Annotated in this window: 27 protein-coding genes; 24 read left to right on the top strand and 3 right to left on the bottom strand. The window is 30.9% G+C overall.

The genetic code is table 11. The features are described from left to right. Positions 1–104: 104 nt before the first annotated feature. The 3 genes from mnmD to NHF47_RS09410 all read right to left on the bottom strand — a co-directional run bounded on the left by mnmD (position 105) and on the right by NHF47_RS09410 (position 1,875). Positions 105–770, bottom strand: coding sequence for a tRNA (5-methylaminomethyl-2-thiouridine)(34)-methyltransferase MnmD (mnmD, locus tag NHF47_RS09420; protein WP_252764678.1), 666 nt, complete (start codon positions 768–770; stop codon positions 105–107). Positions 771–946: 176 nt separating this feature from the next. Next, a complete protein-coding gene (locus NHF47_RS09415; RefSeq protein WP_252764677.1) occupies positions 947–1,372 on the bottom strand; it encodes a hypothetical protein in 426 nt (141 codons plus the stop codon). After that, positions 1,372–1,875 (bottom strand): DUF4920 domain-containing protein, encoded by a 504-nt coding sequence (locus NHF47_RS09410; RefSeq protein ID WP_252764676.1) that lies wholly within the window; start codon positions 1,873–1,875, stop codon positions 1,372–1,374. Before NHF47_RS09410 ends, NHF47_RS09415 begins: the two co-directional genes overlap by 1 nt. A gap of 194 nt (positions 1,876–2,069) precedes the next feature. On the opposite strand from NHF47_RS09410, the gene NHF47_RS09405 reads away from it, so the two are divergent. The 24 genes from NHF47_RS09405 to NHF47_RS09290 all read left to right on the top strand — a co-directional run bounded on the left by NHF47_RS09405 (position 2,070) and on the right by NHF47_RS09290 (position 20,894). Further along, on the top strand, positions 2,070–3,137 hold the full coding sequence (locus NHF47_RS09405; protein WP_140998364.1) for a branched-chain amino acid aminotransferase: 1,068 nt from the start codon (positions 2,070–2,072) through the stop codon (positions 3,135–3,137). 597 nt (positions 3,138–3,734) lie between these two features. After that, positions 3,735–4,523, top strand: a complete 789-nt coding sequence (locus NHF47_RS09400) for a hypothetical protein (protein ID WP_252764675.1) — start codon at positions 3,735–3,737, stop codon at positions 4,521–4,523. A 155-nt stretch (positions 4,524–4,678) separates the two neighbouring features. Then, entirely contained in the window at positions 4,679–5,434 is a 756-nt protein-coding gene (locus NHF47_RS09395) for a hypothetical protein (protein ID WP_252764674.1), read from the top strand. Between the two features lie 1,042 nt (positions 5,435–6,476). After that, entirely contained in the window at positions 6,477–6,980 is a 504-nt protein-coding gene (locus NHF47_RS09390) for a hypothetical protein (RefSeq protein WP_252764673.1), read from the top strand. A gap of 196 nt (positions 6,981–7,176) precedes the next feature. Next, positions 7,177–7,923 carry a hypothetical protein gene (locus tag NHF47_RS09385; RefSeq protein WP_252764672.1) on the top strand — a complete coding sequence of 249 codons (747 nt, stop codon included), beginning with the start codon at positions 7,177–7,179 and terminating at the stop codon, positions 7,921–7,923. A gap of 81 nt (positions 7,924–8,004) precedes the next feature. Then, positions 8,005–8,601 (top strand): PsbP-related protein, encoded by a 597-nt coding sequence (locus tag NHF47_RS09380; RefSeq protein ID WP_252764671.1) that lies wholly within the window; start codon positions 8,005–8,007, stop codon positions 8,599–8,601. 105 nt (positions 8,602–8,706) lie between these two features. Further along, the gene (locus tag NHF47_RS09375) at positions 8,707–9,270 is read left to right on the top strand and encodes a hypothetical protein (RefSeq protein ID WP_252764670.1); all 564 of its coding nucleotides are present in this window, start codon (positions 8,707–8,709) and stop codon (positions 9,268–9,270) included. Positions 9,271–9,545: 275 nt separating this feature from the next. Further along, on the top strand, positions 9,546–10,109 hold the full coding sequence (locus NHF47_RS09370) for a hypothetical protein (RefSeq protein WP_252764669.1): 564 nt from the start codon (positions 9,546–9,548) through the stop codon (positions 10,107–10,109). 229 nt (positions 10,110–10,338) lie between these two features. Next, positions 10,339–10,764: a hypothetical protein gene (locus NHF47_RS09365; RefSeq protein WP_252764668.1), complete on the top strand. Its 426-nt coding sequence runs from the start codon at positions 10,339–10,341 to the stop codon at positions 10,762–10,764. 27 nt (positions 10,765–10,791) lie between these two features. Then, positions 10,792–11,268 (top strand): hypothetical protein, encoded by a 477-nt coding sequence (locus NHF47_RS09360; protein ID WP_252764667.1) that lies wholly within the window; start codon positions 10,792–10,794, stop codon positions 11,266–11,268. A gap of 54 nt (positions 11,269–11,322) precedes the next feature. Further along, a complete protein-coding gene (locus tag NHF47_RS09355) occupies positions 11,323–11,787 on the top strand; it encodes a DUF3592 domain-containing protein (RefSeq protein WP_252764666.1) in 465 nt (154 codons plus the stop codon). Between the two features lie 112 nt (positions 11,788–11,899). Continuing rightward, the gene (locus NHF47_RS09350) at positions 11,900–12,592 is read left to right on the top strand and encodes a hypothetical protein (RefSeq protein WP_252764665.1); all 693 of its coding nucleotides are present in this window, start codon (positions 11,900–11,902) and stop codon (positions 12,590–12,592) included. 166 nt (positions 12,593–12,758) lie between these two features. Beyond that, on the top strand, positions 12,759–13,760 hold the full coding sequence (locus NHF47_RS09345) for a DUF6438 domain-containing protein (RefSeq protein WP_252764664.1): 1,002 nt from the start codon (positions 12,759–12,761) through the stop codon (positions 13,758–13,760). 30 nt (positions 13,761–13,790) lie between these two features. After that, positions 13,791–14,042, top strand: coding sequence for a hypothetical protein (locus tag NHF47_RS09340; protein ID WP_252764663.1), 252 nt, complete (start codon positions 13,791–13,793; stop codon positions 14,040–14,042). After that, a complete protein-coding gene (locus tag NHF47_RS09335) occupies positions 14,035–14,343 on the top strand; it encodes a hypothetical protein (protein ID WP_252764662.1) in 309 nt (102 codons plus the stop codon). The genes NHF47_RS09340 and NHF47_RS09335 overlap by 8 nt, the downstream gene beginning before the upstream one ends. A 213-nt stretch (positions 14,344–14,556) precedes the next feature. Further along, the gene (locus NHF47_RS09330; RefSeq protein ID WP_252764661.1) at positions 14,557–15,213 is read left to right on the top strand and encodes a hypothetical protein; all 657 of its coding nucleotides are present in this window, start codon (positions 14,557–14,559) and stop codon (positions 15,211–15,213) included. A 362-nt stretch (positions 15,214–15,575) separates the two neighbouring features. Next, positions 15,576–15,947, top strand: a complete 372-nt coding sequence (locus tag NHF47_RS09325; RefSeq protein ID WP_252764660.1) for a hypothetical protein — start codon at positions 15,576–15,578, stop codon at positions 15,945–15,947. A 134-nt stretch (positions 15,948–16,081) separates the two neighbouring features. Further along, positions 16,082–16,426, top strand: coding sequence for a hypothetical protein (locus NHF47_RS09320; protein ID WP_252764659.1), 345 nt, complete (start codon positions 16,082–16,084; stop codon positions 16,424–16,426). After that, positions 16,371–17,009, top strand: coding sequence for an SMI1/KNR4 family protein (locus tag NHF47_RS09315; RefSeq protein ID WP_252764658.1), 639 nt, complete (start codon positions 16,371–16,373; stop codon positions 17,007–17,009). The genes NHF47_RS09320 and NHF47_RS09315 overlap by 56 nt, the downstream gene beginning before the upstream one ends. Before the next feature lie 171 nt (positions 17,010–17,180). After that, on the top strand, positions 17,181–17,522 hold the full coding sequence (locus tag NHF47_RS09310) for a hypothetical protein (RefSeq protein ID WP_252764657.1): 342 nt from the start codon (positions 17,181–17,183) through the stop codon (positions 17,520–17,522). A gap of 180 nt (positions 17,523–17,702) precedes the next feature. Beyond that, positions 17,703–18,746 carry a two-component regulator propeller domain-containing protein gene (locus NHF47_RS09305; protein ID WP_252764656.1) on the top strand — a complete coding sequence of 348 codons (1,044 nt, stop codon included), beginning with the start codon at positions 17,703–17,705 and terminating at the stop codon, positions 18,744–18,746. Positions 18,747–18,917: 171 nt separating this feature from the next. Next, a complete protein-coding gene (locus tag NHF47_RS09300; RefSeq protein WP_252764655.1) occupies positions 18,918–19,553 on the top strand; it encodes a hypothetical protein in 636 nt (211 codons plus the stop codon). A 169-nt stretch (positions 19,554–19,722) separates the two neighbouring features. After that, positions 19,723–20,274, top strand: coding sequence for a hypothetical protein (locus NHF47_RS09295; RefSeq protein WP_252764654.1), 552 nt, complete (start codon positions 19,723–19,725; stop codon positions 20,272–20,274). A 71-nt stretch (positions 20,275–20,345) separates the two neighbouring features. Further along, complete coding sequence (locus NHF47_RS09290; protein ID WP_252764653.1) at positions 20,346–20,894, top strand: hypothetical protein; 549 nt, start codon at positions 20,346–20,348, stop codon at positions 20,892–20,894. The last annotated feature ends 107 nt before the right edge of the window (positions 20,895–21,001 follow it).

Genomic DNA, 21,001 nt, shown 5'->3' with positions numbered 1-21,001 from the left:
AATATACCTTTTTTTTGAAAACTATAACGTTGTAGGTCTTAAAAATAATGCTAATATTATGCTAAAATTTCAAATTAATTCATAACTAACTATGAATCAGTTGTTTATTTTTTAATTGCACGAAGCATTTCCCGTTTGCCTGGTGCTCCTGGAAGCTTTTCAACCGTAAAACCACTCGCTATCATGGCATTTTTAATACTGGTTCTGCAGGCATAGGTTACCAAAACGCCTTCTGCTTTCAACGCTTGGAACATCTTAGTAAAAATACTTTCCGACCATAATTCGGGTTGGACACGAAAACCAAAGGCATCAAAATAAATTAAATCAAATTTGTTTTCATCGGTTATGGTATCAAAAAACTGATTTCTTTTGGTTAACCCAAAATATTCCGACAGCATTTCCTTTTGTTCCCAATTGGATTGGTGCATGTTATGAAACCGTTGTGTTTGCTCTGTTGCCTGTAATTGGTCTGCATAATTCAATTGTTGGATTTCCGAAAACGCAACCGGATACGCTTCAATACCGGTGTAGTCTATGTGTTGTTTTCTTTGTTCGGCTTCCAATAAGGTAATTAAAGCATTTAAACCGGTACCAAAGCCAATTTCCAATATTGCAATAGCGGATTGTTCTTTAAAAAGGTCCAAACCATTTTTGATAAAAACGTGCTTGGCTTCTTGAATGGCACCGTGTTTCGAGTGATAGCTTTCATTCCATTCGGGTAAATGAATGCTGGTGGAGCCATCCTCTGTCATAATAATTTCTCTTTTCATAGCTACCCTTTTAAAAGAAAAGTTATCTAAAAAAATAGATTTTGTCAAACTGAACTTGTTTCAGTTTCTCTAATAATTACATTTAGCATTTATTTAGATTCCGAAAATAAAGATGCAAAGCGTTTACATAAATTCGGAAAGACAAATAGTATCTTTTTAGATAACTTCCTGTATCACTATTGAATATATAGTTTCTTAATTCTTGGAATAGGTCCCAAACACTTTTGCTGATGACAAGCAATACAGGCATCAATAGCCGCATTAAAATGTTCTTTTCGGTTCAAAGAATCAGTAAAGATTAGTTGTTCCGCTTCAATGAATTTTTGCGCTTGTTCGTTAAAGAAGGCATCTCTATCGGAAGCCGTTGTTAAATCAACTGTGTGAATGCTTGCAAAATAAGAAGGAAAAGAACCCAAAGTATCACCGTTAACTATTTGTTGTTTCAGTTTGTTGTTTTCTGCATAAAACTGTTCCATCAAACCGGCCATTTCGGAAAACTCATACATTTTGAATGCTTCCTCTTCTTGCTTTTCAGTAGCCGCTTCCTTTTGGTTACAACTACTCAAAAAAAGAACCAGTATTCCTAAGTACAACTGTTTCATTATTTTGCAATTAAAACCCCATCAGCCATAAAAGAATACGTCACTTTTGGCTCGGTGATACTATCAATTGCTTCTTGTGATTTCCCAGCGTCTTTTGCATAATGCTGTAAATCTTCTACACTTTCTACACTTACAAAGGCTTTACCATTAACGATAACTTCTTTATCGGTAGCGTTCATGGGTACAAAGAAACCGTAATCTTTAAATTTCACAAAGGTTTCTTTATCGTCTGCCAAGTCTAAGGTCATCCAACATCCTTTTTTCTGACATACATTATGAATGGTTGATTTGAATTTTACATCAATCGTATCCCCTTCTTTTAGACCGTTGAATTTTTGCATCATCTCTTCAGAAGACAAAGCCCCTTCCTCGTTGATGGTTGCTCCAAAAGAAGCATAGTTACTTTCATTCGTAGTTTCGGCAACCGTTGTTTCTTCTTGTTTTTTCTCTTGGCAACTGAAGTAAAAAGCGGCACATGCAGCCACTAGCATTATTTTTTTCATGGAATTCGTTGTTTTATTTACTACAAAAATAAATTAATTGTTTAAAAATAAGTATTTTTTGTTGATAATACCTCTATTTATTTTCTTTGCCATGTTAAAAGAACAAATCTTTTTTTGCTAAATTTGCAATGAAAATCGGTGAGGGAGAAATTCCGTTGATTTTTTTTTAATAAAACTAAATAAACAACTAAAAAATGGAAATTAAAACTATAGCAGATATCGATATCAAATTGGCTTCTGTATCAAAGATTAAGGATGTTGATTTTGAAACCCTAAGTTTTGGAAATGTTTTTACCGATCATATGTTGGTTTGCGATTATGAAAATGGCGTTTGGAAAAAACCTTCGATAGAGCCGTATGCTCCTTTTATGATTGATCCTTCTGCTAAAGTATTTCATTACGGTCAGGCAATCTTTGAAGGAATGAAAGCCTACAAAGACGAGCAAGATGATGTGTGGCTTTTTAGACCCGACCAAAATTACGAGCGTTTTAACAAAAGTGCCGTAAGAATGGCGATGCCAGAAGTTCCTGAGGACGTTTTTATGGGCGGTTTGAAGCAATTATTAGAAATTGAAAAAGACTGGGTAAAAAAAGGAAAAGGAAGTTCGTTATACATTAGACCTTTTATGATTGCAACGGGTAAAGGTGTGGTTGCTGCACCAGCCGTTTTCTATCGTTTTATGATTATTTTATCTCCTGCTAAATCCTATTATTCAGGAGAAGTAAAAGTATTGATTGCCGAGCATTTTAGTCGTGCCGCAAACGGAGGAATTGGAGCAGCTAAGGCAGCAGGTAACTATTCTGCGCAGTTTTACCCAACCAAATTAGCCAATGAAAAAGGCTATCAACAAATCATTTGGACCGATGATGCGACGCATACCAAATTAGAAGAAGCCGGTACGATGAACGTATTCTTTAGAATTAACGATACCTTATATACAGCACCTACGAGCGAACGTATTTTAGATGGTGTGACCCGTAAGAGTTTGATTGACCTTGCGAAACGAGAAAACATCAACGTAGAAGTGCGTCCGGTATTAGTAACTGAATTAGTTGAAGCGGCTCAAAACGGCACCTTACAAGAGATTTTTGGAGCGGGAACGGCAGCTGTGGTTAACCCAATTGTAGGATTTGAATACCAAGGTACCTATTATGAATTACCAAAGTTAGACCAACCCGTTGCTTTAGCATTAAAAGAAAAATTGAATAATATTCAATATAAATTAGAAGAAGATACTTTTGGATGGACGGTAAAAATCTAATACTAGGTTTTTAGTTCCTCATTTCCAATACCTTATAACTACCCTGCGCTTACTGTACCCACAGTAAAGGCAGGGTTTCTTTTTGGCAACTCCCTCCATTTTCATACAATTATTGTAATAATGGATTTTTACTTAAAAATCCAGGGTATTTCGATTCAAAAACTACTTTTTTAGCAACTACACCCCTATTTTTAGGAGGTTAAAACCCCATTAGAGTTCGAGCAACGCCATCTGAGTAAGTGGAAATACAATCTGAGTACGAGCAACGCCGTCTGAGTAGGTGGAAAGACCATCTGAGTACGAGCAACACCGTCTGAGTAGGTGAAAACGCCATCTGAGTACGTGAGTAGACCGTCTGAGTACGAGTTAGACTATCTGAGTAGGTGGAAATGCGTTTGTAGGGGGTTGTTTTTTTATTTTGAGAAGAGATTGTTATTGATAAGATAAAAACAGGTAGAAATACCTGTTGTAAGTAGCAATGAGAAACGTTATATTTGAAGAACAATAAAACAAAACAAACATTTGGATATGCCTCCAAAAATGGGTAGATTGGTGGTATAAAGTAGTGTATATATAATATTTGTGTGCAAGCTGAAAATGAACTTCAAAATCGACATAGAACAATTCAAAAAGCAAATAGAAGCCTTCAAAAAAGAGTCGGTTGAATTGGGAAATGTAATAAATCCAATACTTGATAATTTTGACTTAAATAAACAAGAAACCCTTGAAATTTGTCAAATTGGAAAGTTCGCATACAAAATTGATTGTGACATTAGAATTGTAGACAAACCACAACCACCAAAACCTGATTTCATTATCGAACTAAACGACAATTTAATCGGACTTGAACACACTCAAATTCTAACAGAAGACGCTCAAAGATATTTCAGAGTTAAAACACTTTTGGATTATGCAGAACAAATATTTGAACAGAAATATCCCAATATCAATGTTCACGCAACTATTTCAGTACAAAATGACGAATGGAATTATAGCCAAAGAGAGAAACCCAAATTAGCTGAAAAAATTGCCGATTATGTACAATGGACAAGATTGGAAAAGGACTTTGAACTGCCTGAAAAAATAACGAATATAAAAACGACAAGACATTCCCAAGTTTCATTCTCATATAAAGAGAAAAATTGGCAAGCTGAATACCTAACAAGGGAACGTCTGAAATTAGAAATAGAAAAAAAAGAATCCAAAATTTTGGGATATAAAAAAAGTGAAAAACAATTGACTGAACTATGGTTAATTCTTTTAATTGGCTCACTTTCTTCTGTATCTTATGAATTAAACGAATCTGAAAATTATGAAATGGAATCAGAGTTTGACCGAGTTTATTTAATGGCTGACTTTGATGCTAAAATATTAAGAGTAAAATGAAAAAGCCAGCAAACAAAATTGTATAAGTGAAATACGGGCTAAACTACTAAAAAACAAACGAATTGAATATTAACAAACATAATAAACCGAAAGTGAAGTGTCTCTAATCCCACACTACGCTTATACTTGACCGTTAGCAGTTATTTATCCATAAAATGAATCTATATCTAGACAATAATATCTTTATATATTTAGAGAACGAAACTCTAAAGCTTAGTGATTTAGAGAATTTAATAGAAAATAGAATAGATAAAATTTTTTTTTCAACATCACACATACAAGAGACCCTCGAAATAAAAGGCAAAACTGAAAAACAAAGAATTGAAAGAATAAATCAAAGATTAAATACTATTGAAAAATTCACAAACAACCATTATCTAAATGAAAATTTAAATAATCAAGTTAATAAATTTATAGAAAGTCCCTTTAATGTTATTCAAACCATTACTGAAGTATCATTTACTCAAGATTTAATGAAAAATATGGTTAATTTGATAACAGAAGAACAAAAAAAAGAAGTCCGAAAAGTGTTAAATATTGATTCTTCAAAAATAAATATTTACAGTCCATTAGAAGTAATTGATCAATTAACAAAGAAACTTTCTCAGTTTGGTCAAGAATATACTTTTCTAGATATGATTCAAATTGGTATCTCAAATCATAAAGACGGATATACTTTAGGAAGAAGCAATATGATTGCTGCAATTTTTGAATTATTAGATATGCTAGGGTATTGGAAAGATAAAGCAACAGCAAAATCAAATTATGCAAGATTTTGGGATAGTAGCCATACTTTTTACGCTTCTTTCTGTGATTATTTTATAAGTAATGATAAAAGAACAGTAAATAAAGCTAAAGTTGTTTACGACTTATACAATATTGACACAAAAATAATTATACCAAACATTTAAACAACCACTAAAATTGGTTTTAAAAAAAGCGAAGTTTTGGGTTTTTATTGGAAAAACTAGTGCTTACACTTCCCCCGCTCCGCAAAGTCCCCCAACTTTGCGGTCGAATTAATGGCACTTTTAGTTAATTTACTAACACAAAAAAATCATTTATAAATCGTTATATGAATGTTTTTTATAATTTAGCTCAAAGTCGGAAGTTTCGGACTCCCGACTTTGTTCAGCTAAGTAATTTTACTTATTGTAAGTAGCAATTAGAAACGTTATATTTGAAGCACAATAAAAGTACAACAATCATTCGCATAACACCTCCCAAAATGGGTAGATTGGCGCTATAAAGTAGCGCGTATATGCTAAGCGGTCAGTTTTCAGCCCTCAATATTTTAGAACCTAATGATGAAAAACAACCAAAGAATTCTTTTAATAATTATTTCAATGTTAATTGGAATTTTAGAATTAGTATTGCTTGTAAATCTATTTCCACAAACTGGAATGGGAAGAATTCTTTATATTCCTTTTTGGATAATTTCATATCTCTTAATTTCAATGTTGTTGACGAAAAAAAGTAAGACGTTGAAAAAATCACTTATCAACTTGATAATCGTTCATTTAATATTGTTTCATATAATTTTGTGGAGTTGGCCTCAATCAGCAGCAATACAGAAAAATTTAGTGAAAGAGTTTTATGGAAAGGTTTATAACTAAAAAGCTCGTAGCTGAATTCAATTGGGACTTTTTGTAATGGAATCCGCTCCGCAAAGCACCTGACTTTGAGGTCGATTTAATAGTACTTTTAGTTAATTTAGTAACACAAAAAAATCATTTATAAAATCGTTATATCAATGATTTTATAATTTAGCTCCAAGTCGGGAGACTTTGCGCAACGGAGCAACGGAGTAATTTTACCTGTTGTAAGTAGCAATTAGAAACGTTATATTTGAAGGACAATAAAAGCACAACAAACATAGCATACCTCACAAAATGAGTAGGTTGGCGCTATAAAGTAGCGTGTATATTTTAGTTAGCCACAATAACACCAAAAATGACCTGGATATACTTCTCAATAGCATTACTTTTATATTTTTCTCTTTATTTCTGGAGCAAATACTCAAGAAAAAAATTTAATACTTGGAGAAAAACTAACCACATGCAAGTTTTAAAAAAACTCCGTAACGATTGGAAGGAAATAAGAATCAAAACTGACGACTGTGTTATTATAAACTTTGACACAAAAGTAGATAGAAATTCTGCCACATATTCACTGTCAAATGAAGATGAAAATTTTTTTGAATGGATGTCTAGAGATCCAAAAAGAGTTGATTTAGTAGATTTACATTCAACAAAGATATTGTGTAAATACAAAGAGAGTGGTAAGATTAAAAAAGAATTTTCAACTACTGTTCACATGGATAAAACTGTAGTAGAATTTAAATTAAGATTGAGAGATTATATAAGTGTATATACATCTAATGATTTTGATGATGAGAATTATTTTATTGATTTAGAGTTCTTAAATGAAGAAATTGATTTTACAAAATTTAAGTAAGAGTAAACCAATTACTGTGGCTAACAGCGGTTTGTAGCAATTGCTAGACTTGGCTTGTGTTCGGAATTTTGCTGCACCAGTTCGTACTTTGTGCCCGGGTCTCCGAAAATTCCACGAGGAGTTTTGTACTTGTACTCTTTTGGTATAAATTTACACAACTGTTAAAAGCAGAAAACCGTTGTGTGTACTTCCTAAAATGACCGAGAGATTAAAAAATAACACTGAGAAATTGTATGAGACTTTTGAAAAGTATCATAGTAATTCTGCAATGAATGGAAGTCCAAATTATGATGACTTGGACAAGTGGAATAAGAAATTATTTTCAAAACCATTGCGAGAATTAGATGAAGATGATTTATCTCATTTCACAGGAAAAGCAATGACAACTTGGGGAAATGCAAACGACTATAAACATTTTCTTCCTCGAATTTTTGAGCTAACAGCTGAATTAAGAACACCTTACGAAATTTGGATTGCATTTGACAAACTTACTCTTGCAGAATTCCAAAATTGGGCAGAAGAAGAGCAAAAAGTAATTCACGAATTTATGATTGCACTTTGGGAAAGTATTGTAAATGACAACAGCCGAAAAGCAGAATTTGAATTTAAAGATTACTTTTCTGCTATTGCACATTTTTACCCAAAATTCTCTGATCTGCTTGACGTTTGGACTCAATCGGAATCAAAAGCTGGAATAAAGCATTTAGCTGAATTTATTGTTGACGAACAAACGACACTTTTTGATAGAAAAAAAATCAGCGGATTTCACGATCAAAAAGAAAACGTGGAGGAATTAATAAATTGGATTTTGTCAGATAAAACTCTTAACAAAATTCAACAGAAATATTTTGAATTTGAAACAGAAAGTTTTGCTGAAAAAATTTCTTGGGCTGAACAAATAATAACAAATAAAAGAAAAAGTACTGCACACAATAATGTATAACCGCAAATTAACGCATATTAACCCGTTACTCTAGGTTATACATGACTGTTAGGCGAGATTTTACTGAAAAACAGAAAAAATATGAAAAACATTAAATTAATTCTTATTTTATTAATTGCGAATACTTGTTTAGGACAAAACACATTTAAAAACGAGAGTTTAGGATTTAATATTGAACAACCTGAAAAATGGATTGTTGCAAAAAGTGGAGAAAGTCTAGAAAACATAAAAAAACAAATAAAACTCGATACAGAAACACTAAATAAATTATTAGAACAAAATAAAGGAACTATTCAAGTAGTTACGTTTTATAAATATCCTATTGAAACAACTCCAGGAATTATTCCAACTATAAAGGTGAATTTGCGGAAAAATAATTCTAAAACTTTCGATGAGTTTAAAAATGTAATTGAAGAAAGTTTTAGCAGCATAAAAAATGTTTTTCCAGATTTTCAATATTTATCAAACCCAGTTAAAACAAAAATTAGTGGATTAGATTGCGTAAAAGCTGTCTGCGCTTACACTTTAAAAGCAAAAAATGGCGAAGAAAAGGTTACAATAACAGTCTATGCTGTTCCTATAAAAAATCAGTTTTACCAAATAACATTTATGGATTCAGAAAAAGAAGACAACACCGAACTGTATAATGAATTGGCAAAAACAATTGAAATATACTAAAAAAACTTCTCTTAACAGCGTTTTGCTTCAATGACTACTTCCAGACTTTGCGAAGCTGGGCGCTATTTTGCCTCAGAAAACAACAAAAAATTATAAACCATGGTTTTGAAAAATATTTTAAAAATAATATTTTTTCTTATGTTCTCTATATTTTGCAATGCACAAAATGGAAAAATAGTTGGAAAAATTATTGTAAATGATAGCGAAAATATAAAACATCTTCCGAAAAATATTTATGCCTTTTTAAAATCAAAAACAATAAATGATAGTATTCTTTTGAATGAAAATTTAGAATTTAAATTTGAAAATTTAAAAGCAGACACTTTGAAACTTTCATTTTCAGTTCGCAATTATCCAACAAATATGTATTATATAATTCAACTTAATGAAAATGAAATTTATACAGCTGATATTTCAATTTGTCCAGTTTGTCCATATAAAAATTCGGAAGAGAAACCCAAATGTATAAAATGCGGAAAAAAGGATAAAGTAATACCAATTGTTTATGGTTTTATCAGCAAAGTCTATTTTGTAAATAAGAAAGGTAAAAAAGTAGATAAAAACGGAAACGAAATTACAACAAAAGAAAAAAAATATCACGCAGGAGGATGCTTAGTTTCAGAATGTCAGCCTAATTGGTATTGTGAAAGAGATGATACTGAATTCTAAAAAAAAACAGCATATAACAGCGGTTAAAGTAAATGGCTTTGTCTGCTTTGCAAAGTCTGAAGTTTCGAACTTTACAACGGAGTAATTTTACCAGTTGTAAGTAGCAATTAGAAACGTTATATTTGAAGGAAAATAAAAGCACAACAACATTCGCATTTACCTCATGGGTAGATTGGCGCTATCAAGTAGCGCGTATATACTAGTTAGCAGTAATTATGAAACCAACTTTAGAACTTCCTATAACATTACGTCAACCAGAATTGGATGAAGTTCCTATGAATTCTTCAGTTAAGGAAAGATTGGAATTACGGAAAAAAGCAAAAATTGTAGAAGGATTCAAAATTCTGTCAAAAGACAATAATCCTGAACACGAGGAATTAGCATTTAATTTTTACGCAGAAATTAATATTGACAACTCAAGACTTTGGAATTTAATACTCGAATTGAGTAAGCAACTACCAGATGAAATTTCATTGATTTTTAATCATTTGGATTGTGAACCTGAATATGGAAAATACTCTGACAAAAATCGAACTCTTGAATTTCTTGCCAAATACGAGACTGAAATTATTTCTGATACGTTTATCGACATTGGAATGATATTTCACTCGGATTCTGAATTGATTGAAATTTTCGTTCCTGAATCTAAATACATAAAATTTTGGGGAGTTGACCAAGAGTCATTTCTTGAATCAATGGATAAGTTTGACCTGAAAGAAATTGACGGAATTGAATTTGTGGATGAATATCCAAAAGTCAGAGAACCTTTAAGGTTGTTCAATGAAAATGCAACTGACTCAAACGAACTGATTGAATTAATAAGAACAAAATTTAAATAAAACAACTACAGGTAACAATAGCTATAAGTAATTGCTGGTTCTCGCCTACTTCTGAAAATTATAGCGGATTTTGCTTATGCCAGTTTGCACAAAATGCTTGAGTCTCTGAATTTTCTAAAATAAGTTTATATTTGTTAGAACTTGGTTGCAAATAATATTCAACCTCAACTTCAATTTTAAAAAATCAGTTGTTGGCTTACTGTTAATAATTAGTAGTCTTAGTATTAAAATGTCAAAATATCCGAAAGTTGTACAAAAAGAAAAGATGGGAAATTATCCAGCATACGTAAAATCGGGAGGAGGTTATGTATGGGATGAAGTGTTAGAATATCGCGTTTGGTGTTATCCAGAAAAAGGAGCACCTGATTATGATAATGGTGATGACTATTTTTATGTTTTTGATACTTATGAAGACGCCCTTGAATTTAGTGAGAACAATGTAGGAACAACCCCTCCTATAGCATTAATTTTGCAAAAGGAATATATAGACGAACCTGAACCAGAGCATTATATTCATATCAAAGAAGAAAGACTTACCGAATGGCCTGTTGTATTTTTAAACCGTCCGCAACGCATTGAAACTACTATCCCTAACTTCTTTTCTCCAAACGCTCCCAAAAATAGATTAAATATTTTAAAAGGGATTGAAGAATGAAAACTGTTCAACAAATCAACTAATCATATGGGATATTATACCAGAGTATTTTGTACGAGTCAAGAAAAGCCTACCATAAATGACTTACTAGAAAATTTAAACCTTAGTGGTTATCCTATTGAGAGTAATTCAGATTTGGAAAATGAGAAAGCAGTTGAATGGACTAAATTTGAATTAAACTATGACTCGGAAAGGATGCCATTACTTGTTGAAATTAATGAAGTTGGAAAATCAGATTCGCTTGCTGAAGAAGAAATAGCCGAATTTTTAGAATGGATTGGTAAACCTAAATTCTTTGAATTAAAGAAAAAGAAAGTAATCCATCATTTAAATAAAACAAAATATATTGTTTGCATTCAATTACCTACTTCAGATATTGTTGATAAAGGTTATGAGGTAAATGGTGTCTTAATGACTTATTTAGAAAAAAACTTTTCAGGAATGATTCAAGCGGATGGTGAAGGATTTTATTTTAATACTCAATTATGGTTTGAATTAGAATAGATACGATATAATGCATTTTTTAAATTACCTTAACAAAAAACTCTAAAAAAGAAAATGGAAGAAAAGAACATAATGTACTTTGTCGAAATTATTTTTATTATCACTTTCTTTGTTTGGTTAATCCTAGTTAGTAAAACCATATTTTTCTATTGGGTAACCATAAAAAAATGGAAAAAAACACAAGCCATTATTGTAGAGTGTGAAGTAAAGTGGTTTCGGTCAAAAACTGACTCTGATACAGAAGGTTGGAAAGAAATGATTCGATATAATTACACGGTAAACTCAAGAGAATATGAAAATGATTGTGTGACAAAAAACATTAGAATTCTTACCCCTTTTAAGGATTTTGCTAAAAAATATAATTTCTCAGAAAATCAGAAAATAGAAATATCATATGACCCTGAAAATCCCAAAAACGCAATAATTGACACAAGACTTAACCTATTAACAGTACTATTTCCGCTCATATTTTACATTGTTTCATATTTGTTGTTTTTTAAAAACTTAATAATATTATAGCTATTTTAGTAATTTAGAAATTTTATCTTTAACAGAGAATAAAAGGTTCCGAAGTTCTCAACTTCGCAAAGCCCGAAAACGTTGTGCAATATTTTACCAAAAAAACGTAAAAATGAAAATAACCCAAATTTTAGTTTTAATTTTTCTCTTTATTTGTTTTTCAAATTGTAAAAATAAAAACCCAGAAAATGACAAAATAGAATATAGTGAAATTGAAATAAAAGATAAATTTACAAATAAACTAAAATTAGATTATGCAGATAAGTTAACTGTTGCAGAAATATGTCCATTATATATTGGTAAAATATCTAAAGAAGTGAAAATATCGTATCAGAATTACAAAACGGTTGAAAAAAATAAAGCTTTAAAAAAATATAAATTTCCAATACAAAACTCATTAGAAATATTTATTGACACAACAAGAATAATTGGAATTCCAATGGGATTATATGAATATTCTAAAACAGAAAAAAGAAATGATAAAATTGCAAATCCAATTTTTATAAAAAACATTAGTAATGATACTTTAACTATTGGTTATGCAGAATATTTACCTATAATTATTGAAGCGAAAAATAGAAATGGAGAATGGCAACCAATTCAAGAAAGAATGAGATTTGAGTGTGGAAATGGAATTGTAGATTTTTATTGTCCACCGAACAATATTGTCATTTGTGCAATGCAAAAATATGGCGGAAATTTTAAAACCAAACTTCGACTTAAATATGAATCATTTGCTTCAAAATCAAGTATATTTTCAAATGAGATTAATGGAGAAATTAATGAAAAACAATTCGTGAAATAAAAAACATTGCACAACAGGCGTTTGGCAAGATTGCGAATTTTGAAGTAAATTCACGTTTACGTTTCGCAAGAATTTTTATCTTTAACAGAAAATAATCGGTTCCGAAGTTTGTAACCTCGCTAAGAGCTGGACCGTTAGCAATACTATTATCAAACATTACTAGAAAATGAAACTCCTTAAATTATTTATTGTTTTAACTTTTTTTATTTCATGTAAAAAGAAAGATCCTTTTATTAAAGCAAAAGCGATAAAGTCTGAAATTGATACGTTAGAAACCCAAAAAGATATTGAGAATTATATTCACAAAATTGACACTATTTATAAAAAATTTGAATTAAAAAAAATAGAAGATTTTGACAGAGGAACTGAAGATAGTTTAAATAAAATTCTAGCTAAAAAAGTTAAAATGTACGATTGCTTTTTAAAATCTGATTTTGACAATAATGGTTTAACTGATTTATTAATCATTGGGGATAATCACGATTGCATAAGCTTTAGACCTGGAATTGAAGGCGAAAAATCTTGTGATTATAGTACTTTAGTTTTAATGAACTACAATAATAAAATTAATGTAATTGATATTAACAAGAACAGGCATTATCCTATTGTACCCAAGGTTGAATATGAAAATGGTGAAGCTTTTCTAATGATCTATACTCCTAAAACTTTAGGAAATAAATTTATACCATCTGAAAAAGAATCAAAAACAAAATTAACCTTTAAGTATGGTAATTTTATTGAATATAATGAAAATCAAGAGGAACATAATATTGAAAAAATTGAATACTCAACTTCAGGATGTTATGGAGTATGTCCAATTTTCAAATTAGAAATTAATAAAGATAAATCTGCATTATTTATTGCTCAACATTTTAATTTTGATGACAATAGAGAAAACTACTCAAACAAAGAAGAAGGAAAATTCAAAACCATAATTTCTAAGGAAAAATTTAATGAACTCAATGCTATAATAAATTATATTGATTTTGTTAACTTGAAAAATTCTTACTCAGTAAATTGGACTGACGATCAAAGTTCAACTTTAAAAATAACTTATGATAATGGCAAAACCAAAACAATTGGTGATTATGGTTTAATTGGTACTTATGGTTTGAAAAGAGTTTATGAATTGCTTTTCGATTTACGTAAAAATCAAGATTGGAAATAAATACTACTGCTAACAGCCGTTTTAGCAAGCTTGAAAAAAATAAGCGTAGACTTTACACTTGGCATAAAAGTTTCATTGAATGGAGAATTTGGCGTAGTTATAAATTCTGTAACTGACGAAAATAATCTTTGCGGATTAATACGTTGGGACACATCTACAATTTCTGATATAGAAGATTGGCGAGGTCAATTTGGAACATTTATTTCTCTTGGCGGAAAAATAATAAATCAAGATTATGAATTTAAATTTATTAACAATAACGGGACATTAAAAAATGGATAAAGTTGGGATTTGGAAAAAATACGAAATGTTTGATTTATTTAAGGATTTGGAACAAGCTGAAGAAGTTTTAAGTAAATTAACTGGAGGATCTTCCAACAATTTCAATTCTGTTGAAGACTTTTATAATGCATTTGTTGAAGAATTATATGATTTAAAAGGTCAAAATGTACCAAACTTCGAGCAAATATGCTTATGGTTCGCCCCTACTTCTGCTTGGGATGATTTTGTTGGCTTGGACGGAATGGAATTAGCAAATAGGATTTACGAAAGAGCTGAAAAATGGAATAAAAATAATTTATAAAGCCTGTTGCTAATAGCGATTATAAGTAATGACTAGTTCAGTGACTATCTGAAAATTGTTGCACCAGTTCGCACTCTGTGCTCGTGTTTCCGAAAATTCCATGAGCAGTTTTGTACTTGTACTCTTTTGGTATAAATTTACACAACTGCTACAAGCTGCCAAACGTTGTGAGCAATACTAATTGACTAGACGAAACAGAACTCAATTAAAACGATGAAAAACTTAATAATATTTATATTTTTTATTAGTTGTAAGGTTTGCGCAACTCCTCAAATTCCTGATAAATTAATTTATAAAGGAAAAGAATATGAGTGGAATAGTTTTAGTCCAGGACATAAATATTTAGAAGATAAAAAAATTCCAAAACCAAAAGACGCAATTGAAACGTCTGCAAATTATGGTTTGTATATATTGACTTATACAATTGAAAATGATTCATTATTCTTAACCGATGTAGAAATATTAATTGAGAAAAATGATCAACTTGGCAATCGGTCGGTTTTTAAGGGTTTCTTCCCTACTCAATCCAAAATCTTTATGAATTTCTATTCCAACATTCAAACATTCCCATATGGAAAGGAGTTTTATACAACCAAAAACAATTGGACTGATATGTATTTTGAAAATTATCTTTTATTTGAATTTAAAAATGGGCATGTGGAAAAAAACTTTGATTTAACCCATAGAGATTTATTAAAACTTAAGAAAAAGCTGTTTTCAAAATTTAAGAAAACTCCCGAATATCAAGAAGCGATAATTTATCAAGCTGAAAATTTGGATAGCTTCAATGAATTTAGACCAAAGAAATACAAAATGGATGAATACTTACATTTAATAATTCTTAGACTAGTTAAAACTTTAAATATATAAGTACTGCTCACAACAGCGGTTTTAAGAAATTGAGGATTTAGGCAAAATTTAAAGGTAATTTTATATATTTGACTTTAGTCCTAATGGAATGGTTCGGGAACAAAAATCTCCTACTTCTTAAAACCGGCGGGACGTTGTGCACAATTTGTGAATCGAAGGAAATATCAAAAATGGAATTGTATTATAGAATAATTGAAATAATTGACGCAAATCTAATTTATTGTCTGATTCCTATTATCCTGACTTTAATAATTATAAACTTTTTATTCAAAGAGCGCTATGAAACTAAAAAATCACTAAATATATTTCGTTGGATAATAATAATATATTCAATAATAACTTGGACATTCTATCTGTTTGGAATGAATATAAATCCGGAAAAATATTCTTTTATTGACAGAGCAACTGGACCTTATAAAATTGCTTATTGGATTATGTTTTTATGTGCATTAATTTTTCCATTTACTTTGTTTTATAAAAAATTAGCATCAAATTTTTGGTATGTTCTTTTAGTGGCTTTTGGAATGAAAATCGGATATTATTTTGAACGTTACGTAATATTTGTAACAAGTCTTCATAGAGATTATGTTCCAAGTTCTGACAATTCTGAATTTACTAGTTTACCTAATTTCGGAATAGGATTAATTCTTATACAAGGAATAATAATTGCTATCCTGAGTTTAGGAATGCTTGAAATACTAAAACTAAAAAAAACTGTGCACAACAGCAGTTAACCTCAATGGCTCGGGCTTGGTTTTTTCTTCGGAAAAACCAAGCTCAAGTCAAACTAATTTTATATTTGTTAAAGTTAGCCTTAATTTGCCGTCACTAAGGATAGCTGCAAACCGTTAGACACAATTTAAAAACAATGAACACATTAGAGAAAATTGAACATATAGCTAATTGGACTTCGGAAAACTATAATGGAGAAGTCAATAAAATTAACCATGAAAGTGGTGAAACAGATTTTGCCCAATTACAGGAAATACTTAACGAAAAATTACCAAAAACCTTTACCGATATCTATAAATATTTTAATGGTGAAATAGGTAATAATTCTGGTATTTTATTTGGACATGAATTTTTAAGTACTAAAAAAATTATATCAAAACTCGAATTTGCTATAGGTCTACTTAAACCTATTGAGCGAAAAATAATTGACCTCAATAAATCTGAAAAAAATACTGAACGAAATCTCAAACTTATTTTTTAAATCCATTCCAAACAAAAAAAAGTTTGGGTTCATATCAAAAAAATGGACTAAAGCGATATTTAGTTGTGCTCAGGGTACATATAGCCAAGTTTCAGTCGAGTATGATAACGGTGAAATTGTAAGGTATTCTTTAAAAGAAGAGTATTCAGATAAAATATTTGACCTTGGAGACGAAATTTATCAATTAGAAAAGAAAGACTATAATTGGGACAGTTTAGAATTTAAATTGACGCCCGACGGTAAATACTCAGTGGAAAGAAAGGATTATATATGGGAGGAAGAAGTAGATTTCACTTCATGTCCAGAAGGCAAAATCAAAAAGAAATATTACCATTATAAATGGATTCCAATTTTTCATGATTATAGTGGTAATTTCATTGGAATTGACCTCGACCCAGATAAAAAAGGAAAAAAAGGACAGGTTATCATTTTTGGTAGCGAAGAGGAAAACATGGTTGTCGTTGCTGATAATTTTGAAGAGTTCTTGGATTTGACAATCAAAGAAATGAATAAAAATCCGAAGGAATTTGCGTCTGAAAATCATATACATGATGTTTATAGAAGAATAAATAACTGTGCCTAACAATGTATAACTGCAATTACGGAGGGTTAGACTACCCTTCGAAAAGCTCAAGGCAGGCTAGAATCCTCTCAGAATTGCTAACGTCGGTGCTAAATCAAAAATTATTACCTTTAAATCTGTAATTTACGGTTATATAAGACCTTTAGCAGTAATTAAAAAAATGTAAATGAAATGACTTTTGACATTCTATTTGATATTGTTGAAAATAAAGCTTTAGAAAATAAAACAGACTTATTAATAGCGGAAAGAATTCTTGAAGCAGAAAGAGATTGGATAAAACCTCTCTATGACTTAAACGAATTTATTCTCGAATTGGAAAATGAAATTGGGGGTGAAACTTCAAAAGATAACTTGACAAAATTATTGAATCGTTACCAAAAAAACGGGTTCGTTAATTCTGCTTGGAATACTGAAAGTGTTACAATCTTATTGGAAATATTTGAGTATACTGAGGATATTTGTTTGAAAACTGTATTTGAAAATTTATCAAGGAAAATAAATGCCAAAAAATAAAAACTATTGCTAAAAAGCCTTTGTTGAGACTTAGAATTTAGCATTAAAATGACTATTATATTTCACAAGAAATTTTATCTTTAACAGAAAATAATTGGTTGCGAAGCTCGCAACCTGATCAAGCATTGGAACGATAGCAACAACTCTGAAAAGACCTTGTAACAATTAAACAGTACGACAATGAAAACCAACCTACTTTTATTTTTTAGCATTGTATCGCTGTTGACTTCATGCAATGGCCAGACAACTGATAAGAAAAATAACTCAAACGCATTTGTAAATGGCGACACAGTAAAGGAACTGGGCAGCAATATAATGGTTGTTTACCAAGACCAGAAAAATGTTTATTGGTTTGGAAGTTGGGAAACAGGAGTTTATAGATATGATGGAAAGAAATTGATAAATTACACCACAAAGCACGGTTTGCCAAACAATAGAATTGATGAAATACAACAAGATGCATCTGGTGCGCTATACTTCACCAGCTTATATCCAAAACCAACCATTGTTAAGTTTGACGGAAATACATTTAAAACATTAGCTCCAATTCCTAGCAATGATTGGCAACTTAAAGCCACCGATTTATGGTTTAAACATACGTATGATTTGGAAAATTACGTGTATCGGTATGACGGTACAACGTTACATCAATTGCAGTTGCCTAAGCCACCAAATCTGCCCAATCCTTTCGGAGTCTATAGTATTTACAAAGACATCAAAGGAAATATTTGGTTTGGTACAAACCCTGTTGGTGTTTGCCGATATGATGGAAAATCGTTTGATTGGATAACCGAAGAAGATGTGACCGAGTTTCGTAACGAAGGAGCTAACGGAGTGCGTTCTATTACAGAAGATAAAAATGGTGACTTTTGGTTCAATACCGAAAACCGTTATCGTGTTTATGACAGCCTAACATTAAATAGCAATACGTTTTATACAAGACACGAAGGCATAGGCAGTTTAGATGGACAAAAAACAAGTGGCCTAAATGAGTATCTATCAACAGTAAAAGACAATACTGATAATTTATGGTTTGTAACTTATCGAAATGGTGTTTGGAAATACGACGGGACGAAAATTACGCATTATGCCGTTCTAGATAATTCACAAGACATTACGCTATTTAGCATTTACAAAGACAACAATGGTAACCTTTGGCTTGGAACACACGAGAACGGGGCATATACATTTAACGGTCAAACATTTGAAAAGTTTAACCCCTAACAGAAAAAAGAGCAGTTGCTAACAGTGGTTTGGCAAGATTGCGAATTTAGTAGTAGATACAGGTTTATTTCTCGAAATAAATTTTATCTTAGTAGAAAGTCCGCGGTCATGAAGCTCGTAACCTTTCAAAGCCGCGAAATGTTGGCAAACATTTAAACAAAACAGAATTTAATGGGATTTTTTGATAAAATATTTAGTAAGAAAAATAAAGCGCTTAAAATTGATTTTGCGGATGTCGGATTAAATTTAACTGACAGCGGAAAAGAATCCATTCGGAAATTTGCAAATAGAAACGATAAGGAACGAATGGGAGATATTATGATGTTGGGCGACAAAGGTGACCCAAACTTTTTTTATCTAATTTATTATGCAGTCCTATTTGATTCTGACAAGAATGTGCGTTTTGCAGCCTTAAAACGGTTGCACAATTTTAAAGACAACCCAAATTTTGAAATACTCATTAAGAAATTGGGAGAACCAAATGTTGGAGAAGAATTGGAACCGTATTATTCAATGATGTTGTCTCGAATTGACAAGATATCGGGAACAGAATTCAAAGACAGAATAAACGGAACATCTGAACAGAAAATCAATAGAACGCCTTTAAAAAACCTTGATGAAGCAAGAAAATTTGTTCAAGACAACTTTGAGAATTCAGAAGAGACTTTATGGATTTCAGATGAATTAAATGACCCTGTAGGAATGAATATGGCAATAATTGCGGTTGGAATATTAAAAGCAGGTTATATGCCAGATGGTTTTGACCAAAAAAATGGTTACAGAATTTATAAGTATAAAAAACAATAAAAACGATTTGCCAACAATGACTATTAGTAATTCTTTGTTCTCTCCTACTTCTGAAAATTCTTGCTAGTTTGCATGCGCTAGTTTGCTACTCTCATGTCAGTTTGGTGTGTACTTGTAAAGTTAAGTGCTACGTCGCGCAACTATTCATAACTGAAACATTTGCAAAAAATTGAAAAAACTAACTATCCTATTTATTTCCTTACTTCTTTTTAGCTGTAACGATAAAGAGCCAAAAATTATTTATGAATTTTCTGAAGAAGAGGCTTACGAATTGATAAACACCCATTTTCTTGAAAAATTAAATCGATACGATTCAGATTTTATAATTTATTGGAACAATAGAATTCTTAAAACACCTGAATACCAGCACACCTATTTTGGAACTGACTCCTTACTAAATATGCCGTTTAGAAAAATATTGATTCCCGTATTTTCGAAAGAGTATTGGAAAACTGACAAAATAAAAAATATAAAAGTGATAGACTGCGAGGAATTTGATTCATTTTTTAAAGTGAACGACTCAATTGATTTGGAAAAATTATGGAGTACCAAGTTTAATAATGAATATGTACATAATGTTTCCTTTCCAATTTACAATCCAAAAACAAAAATTGCAGTTATAGAAGATTATCGTTACAAACCTTTTCTGTATTGTGGAACTGGATTAGACAACTTTTATTATTATAAAAAAACAGTAAACGGTTGGGAAAAGCTAAAATAAAGAGTGTACAATAGCGTTTTGTTTCAATAAGTATTACTAATTTCCCTATTACTAACTCACTAAATAATTTCATGACATTTAAAAATACGAATCATACCTATACCATTCTCGGAATCTTACTATTGCTGATGAGTTGTAAATCAACTCAAAAGGTAGCAAAATCTGGGTTTCAAGAGAACGATGAGGCTGTCAATCTTTATGCTTTTATTGGAGAAAAAATTGCTGTAATGGAATTTGATCCCAATGAAAATAATACAGAAATTAAAATAGACTCGATCACTGGAGATAGTATTAGAACTGTATCCTATGTTATAGATCATGGTTTTAAAAACAAATATAAGGTGGTGCAAAATGTATTCAATGACTTAAAGACAGATACGATTGAATTTGTGGCTTATGACCATTATGGAAGACCTGGATTTGAAAACTATGACTACGTACTCTTATACCTTTCTTTAAATAAGGAAAAAGGGTATTTCTATCATCAGAAATACCAATTTGATCCTGTGCAAAAAACAAAAAAAGGAACTTGGAAAGGAAGCCATGGTGAAAGCATTGAAGAGTTGTTTAACCAAAAGAAAAAAGGAGTATTCACAGCTGGTGGATTATTTGATAAGTAAAAAGAGTTGGTAACAACCATTTTACCAAAAATTTTATCTTTAACAAATGTGAGACTGAAAGCTGAACGGATGAAATAAAGTAATCGGTTTTAAAGTGACTAAAAATT

Source organism: Flavobacterium sp. NRK F7, from assembly GCF_024054195.1.
In the GTDB taxonomy this organism is placed as follows: Bacteria; Bacteroidota; Bacteroidia; order Flavobacteriales; family Flavobacteriaceae; genus Flavobacterium.
Note: the sequence above shows the minus strand (reverse complement) of the source record. Positions and strands in the feature narration are given on the sequence as shown.

Bases quoted from the DNA above. Each gene is read 5' to 3' on its own strand.
- mnmD (WP_252764678.1), bottom strand. From the start codon at position 770: ATGAAAAGAGAAATTATTATGACAGAGGATGGCTCCACCAGCATTCAT.
- NHF47_RS09415 (WP_252764677.1), bottom strand. From the start codon at position 1,372: ATGAAACAGTTGTACTTAGGAATACTGGTTCTTTTTTTGAGTAGTTGT.
- NHF47_RS09410 (WP_252764676.1), bottom strand. From the start codon at position 1,875: ATGAAAAAAATAATGCTAGTGGCTGCATGTGCCGCTTTTTACTTCAGT.
- NHF47_RS09405 (WP_140998364.1), top strand. From the start codon at position 2,070: ATGGAAATTAAAACTATAGCAGATATCGATATCAAATTGGCTTCTGTA.
- NHF47_RS09400 (WP_252764675.1), top strand. From the start codon at position 3,735: ATGAACTTCAAAATCGACATAGAACAATTCAAAAAGCAAATAGAAGCC.
- NHF47_RS09395 (WP_252764674.1), top strand. From the start codon at position 4,679: ATGAATCTATATCTAGACAATAATATCTTTATATATTTAGAGAACGAA.
- NHF47_RS09390 (WP_252764673.1), top strand. From the start codon at position 6,477: ATGACCTGGATATACTTCTCAATAGCATTACTTTTATATTTTTCTCTT.
- NHF47_RS09385 (WP_252764672.1), top strand. From the start codon at position 7,177: ATGACCGAGAGATTAAAAAATAACACTGAGAAATTGTATGAGACTTTT.
- NHF47_RS09380 (WP_252764671.1), top strand. From the start codon at position 8,005: ATGAAAAACATTAAATTAATTCTTATTTTATTAATTGCGAATACTTGT.
- NHF47_RS09370 (WP_252764669.1), top strand. From the start codon at position 9,546: ATGAATTCTTCAGTTAAGGAAAGATTGGAATTACGGAAAAAAGCAAAA.
- NHF47_RS09365 (WP_252764668.1), top strand. From the start codon at position 10,339: ATGTCAAAATATCCGAAAGTTGTACAAAAAGAAAAGATGGGAAATTAT.
- NHF47_RS09360 (WP_252764667.1), top strand. From the start codon at position 10,792: ATGGGATATTATACCAGAGTATTTTGTACGAGTCAAGAAAAGCCTACC.
- NHF47_RS09355 (WP_252764666.1), top strand. From the start codon at position 11,323: ATGGAAGAAAAGAACATAATGTACTTTGTCGAAATTATTTTTATTATC.
- NHF47_RS09350 (WP_252764665.1), top strand. From the start codon at position 11,900: ATGAAAATAACCCAAATTTTAGTTTTAATTTTTCTCTTTATTTGTTTT.
- NHF47_RS09345 (WP_252764664.1), top strand. From the start codon at position 12,759: ATGAAACTCCTTAAATTATTTATTGTTTTAACTTTTTTTATTTCATGT.
- NHF47_RS09335 (WP_252764662.1), top strand. From the start codon at position 14,035: ATGGATAAAGTTGGGATTTGGAAAAAATACGAAATGTTTGATTTATTT.
- NHF47_RS09330 (WP_252764661.1), top strand. From the start codon at position 14,557: ATGAAAAACTTAATAATATTTATATTTTTTATTAGTTGTAAGGTTTGC.
- NHF47_RS09325 (WP_252764660.1), top strand. From the start codon at position 15,576: ATGAATATAAATCCGGAAAAATATTCTTTTATTGACAGAGCAACTGGA.
- NHF47_RS09320 (WP_252764659.1), top strand. From the start codon at position 16,082: ATGAACACATTAGAGAAAATTGAACATATAGCTAATTGGACTTCGGAA.
- NHF47_RS09310 (WP_252764657.1), top strand. From the start codon at position 17,181: ATGACTTTTGACATTCTATTTGATATTGTTGAAAATAAAGCTTTAGAA.
- NHF47_RS09305 (WP_252764656.1), top strand. From the start codon at position 17,703: ATGAAAACCAACCTACTTTTATTTTTTAGCATTGTATCGCTGTTGACT.
- NHF47_RS09300 (WP_252764655.1), top strand. From the start codon at position 18,918: ATGGGATTTTTTGATAAAATATTTAGTAAGAAAAATAAAGCGCTTAAA.
- NHF47_RS09290 (WP_252764653.1), top strand. From the start codon at position 20,346: ATGACATTTAAAAATACGAATCATACCTATACCATTCTCGGAATCTTA.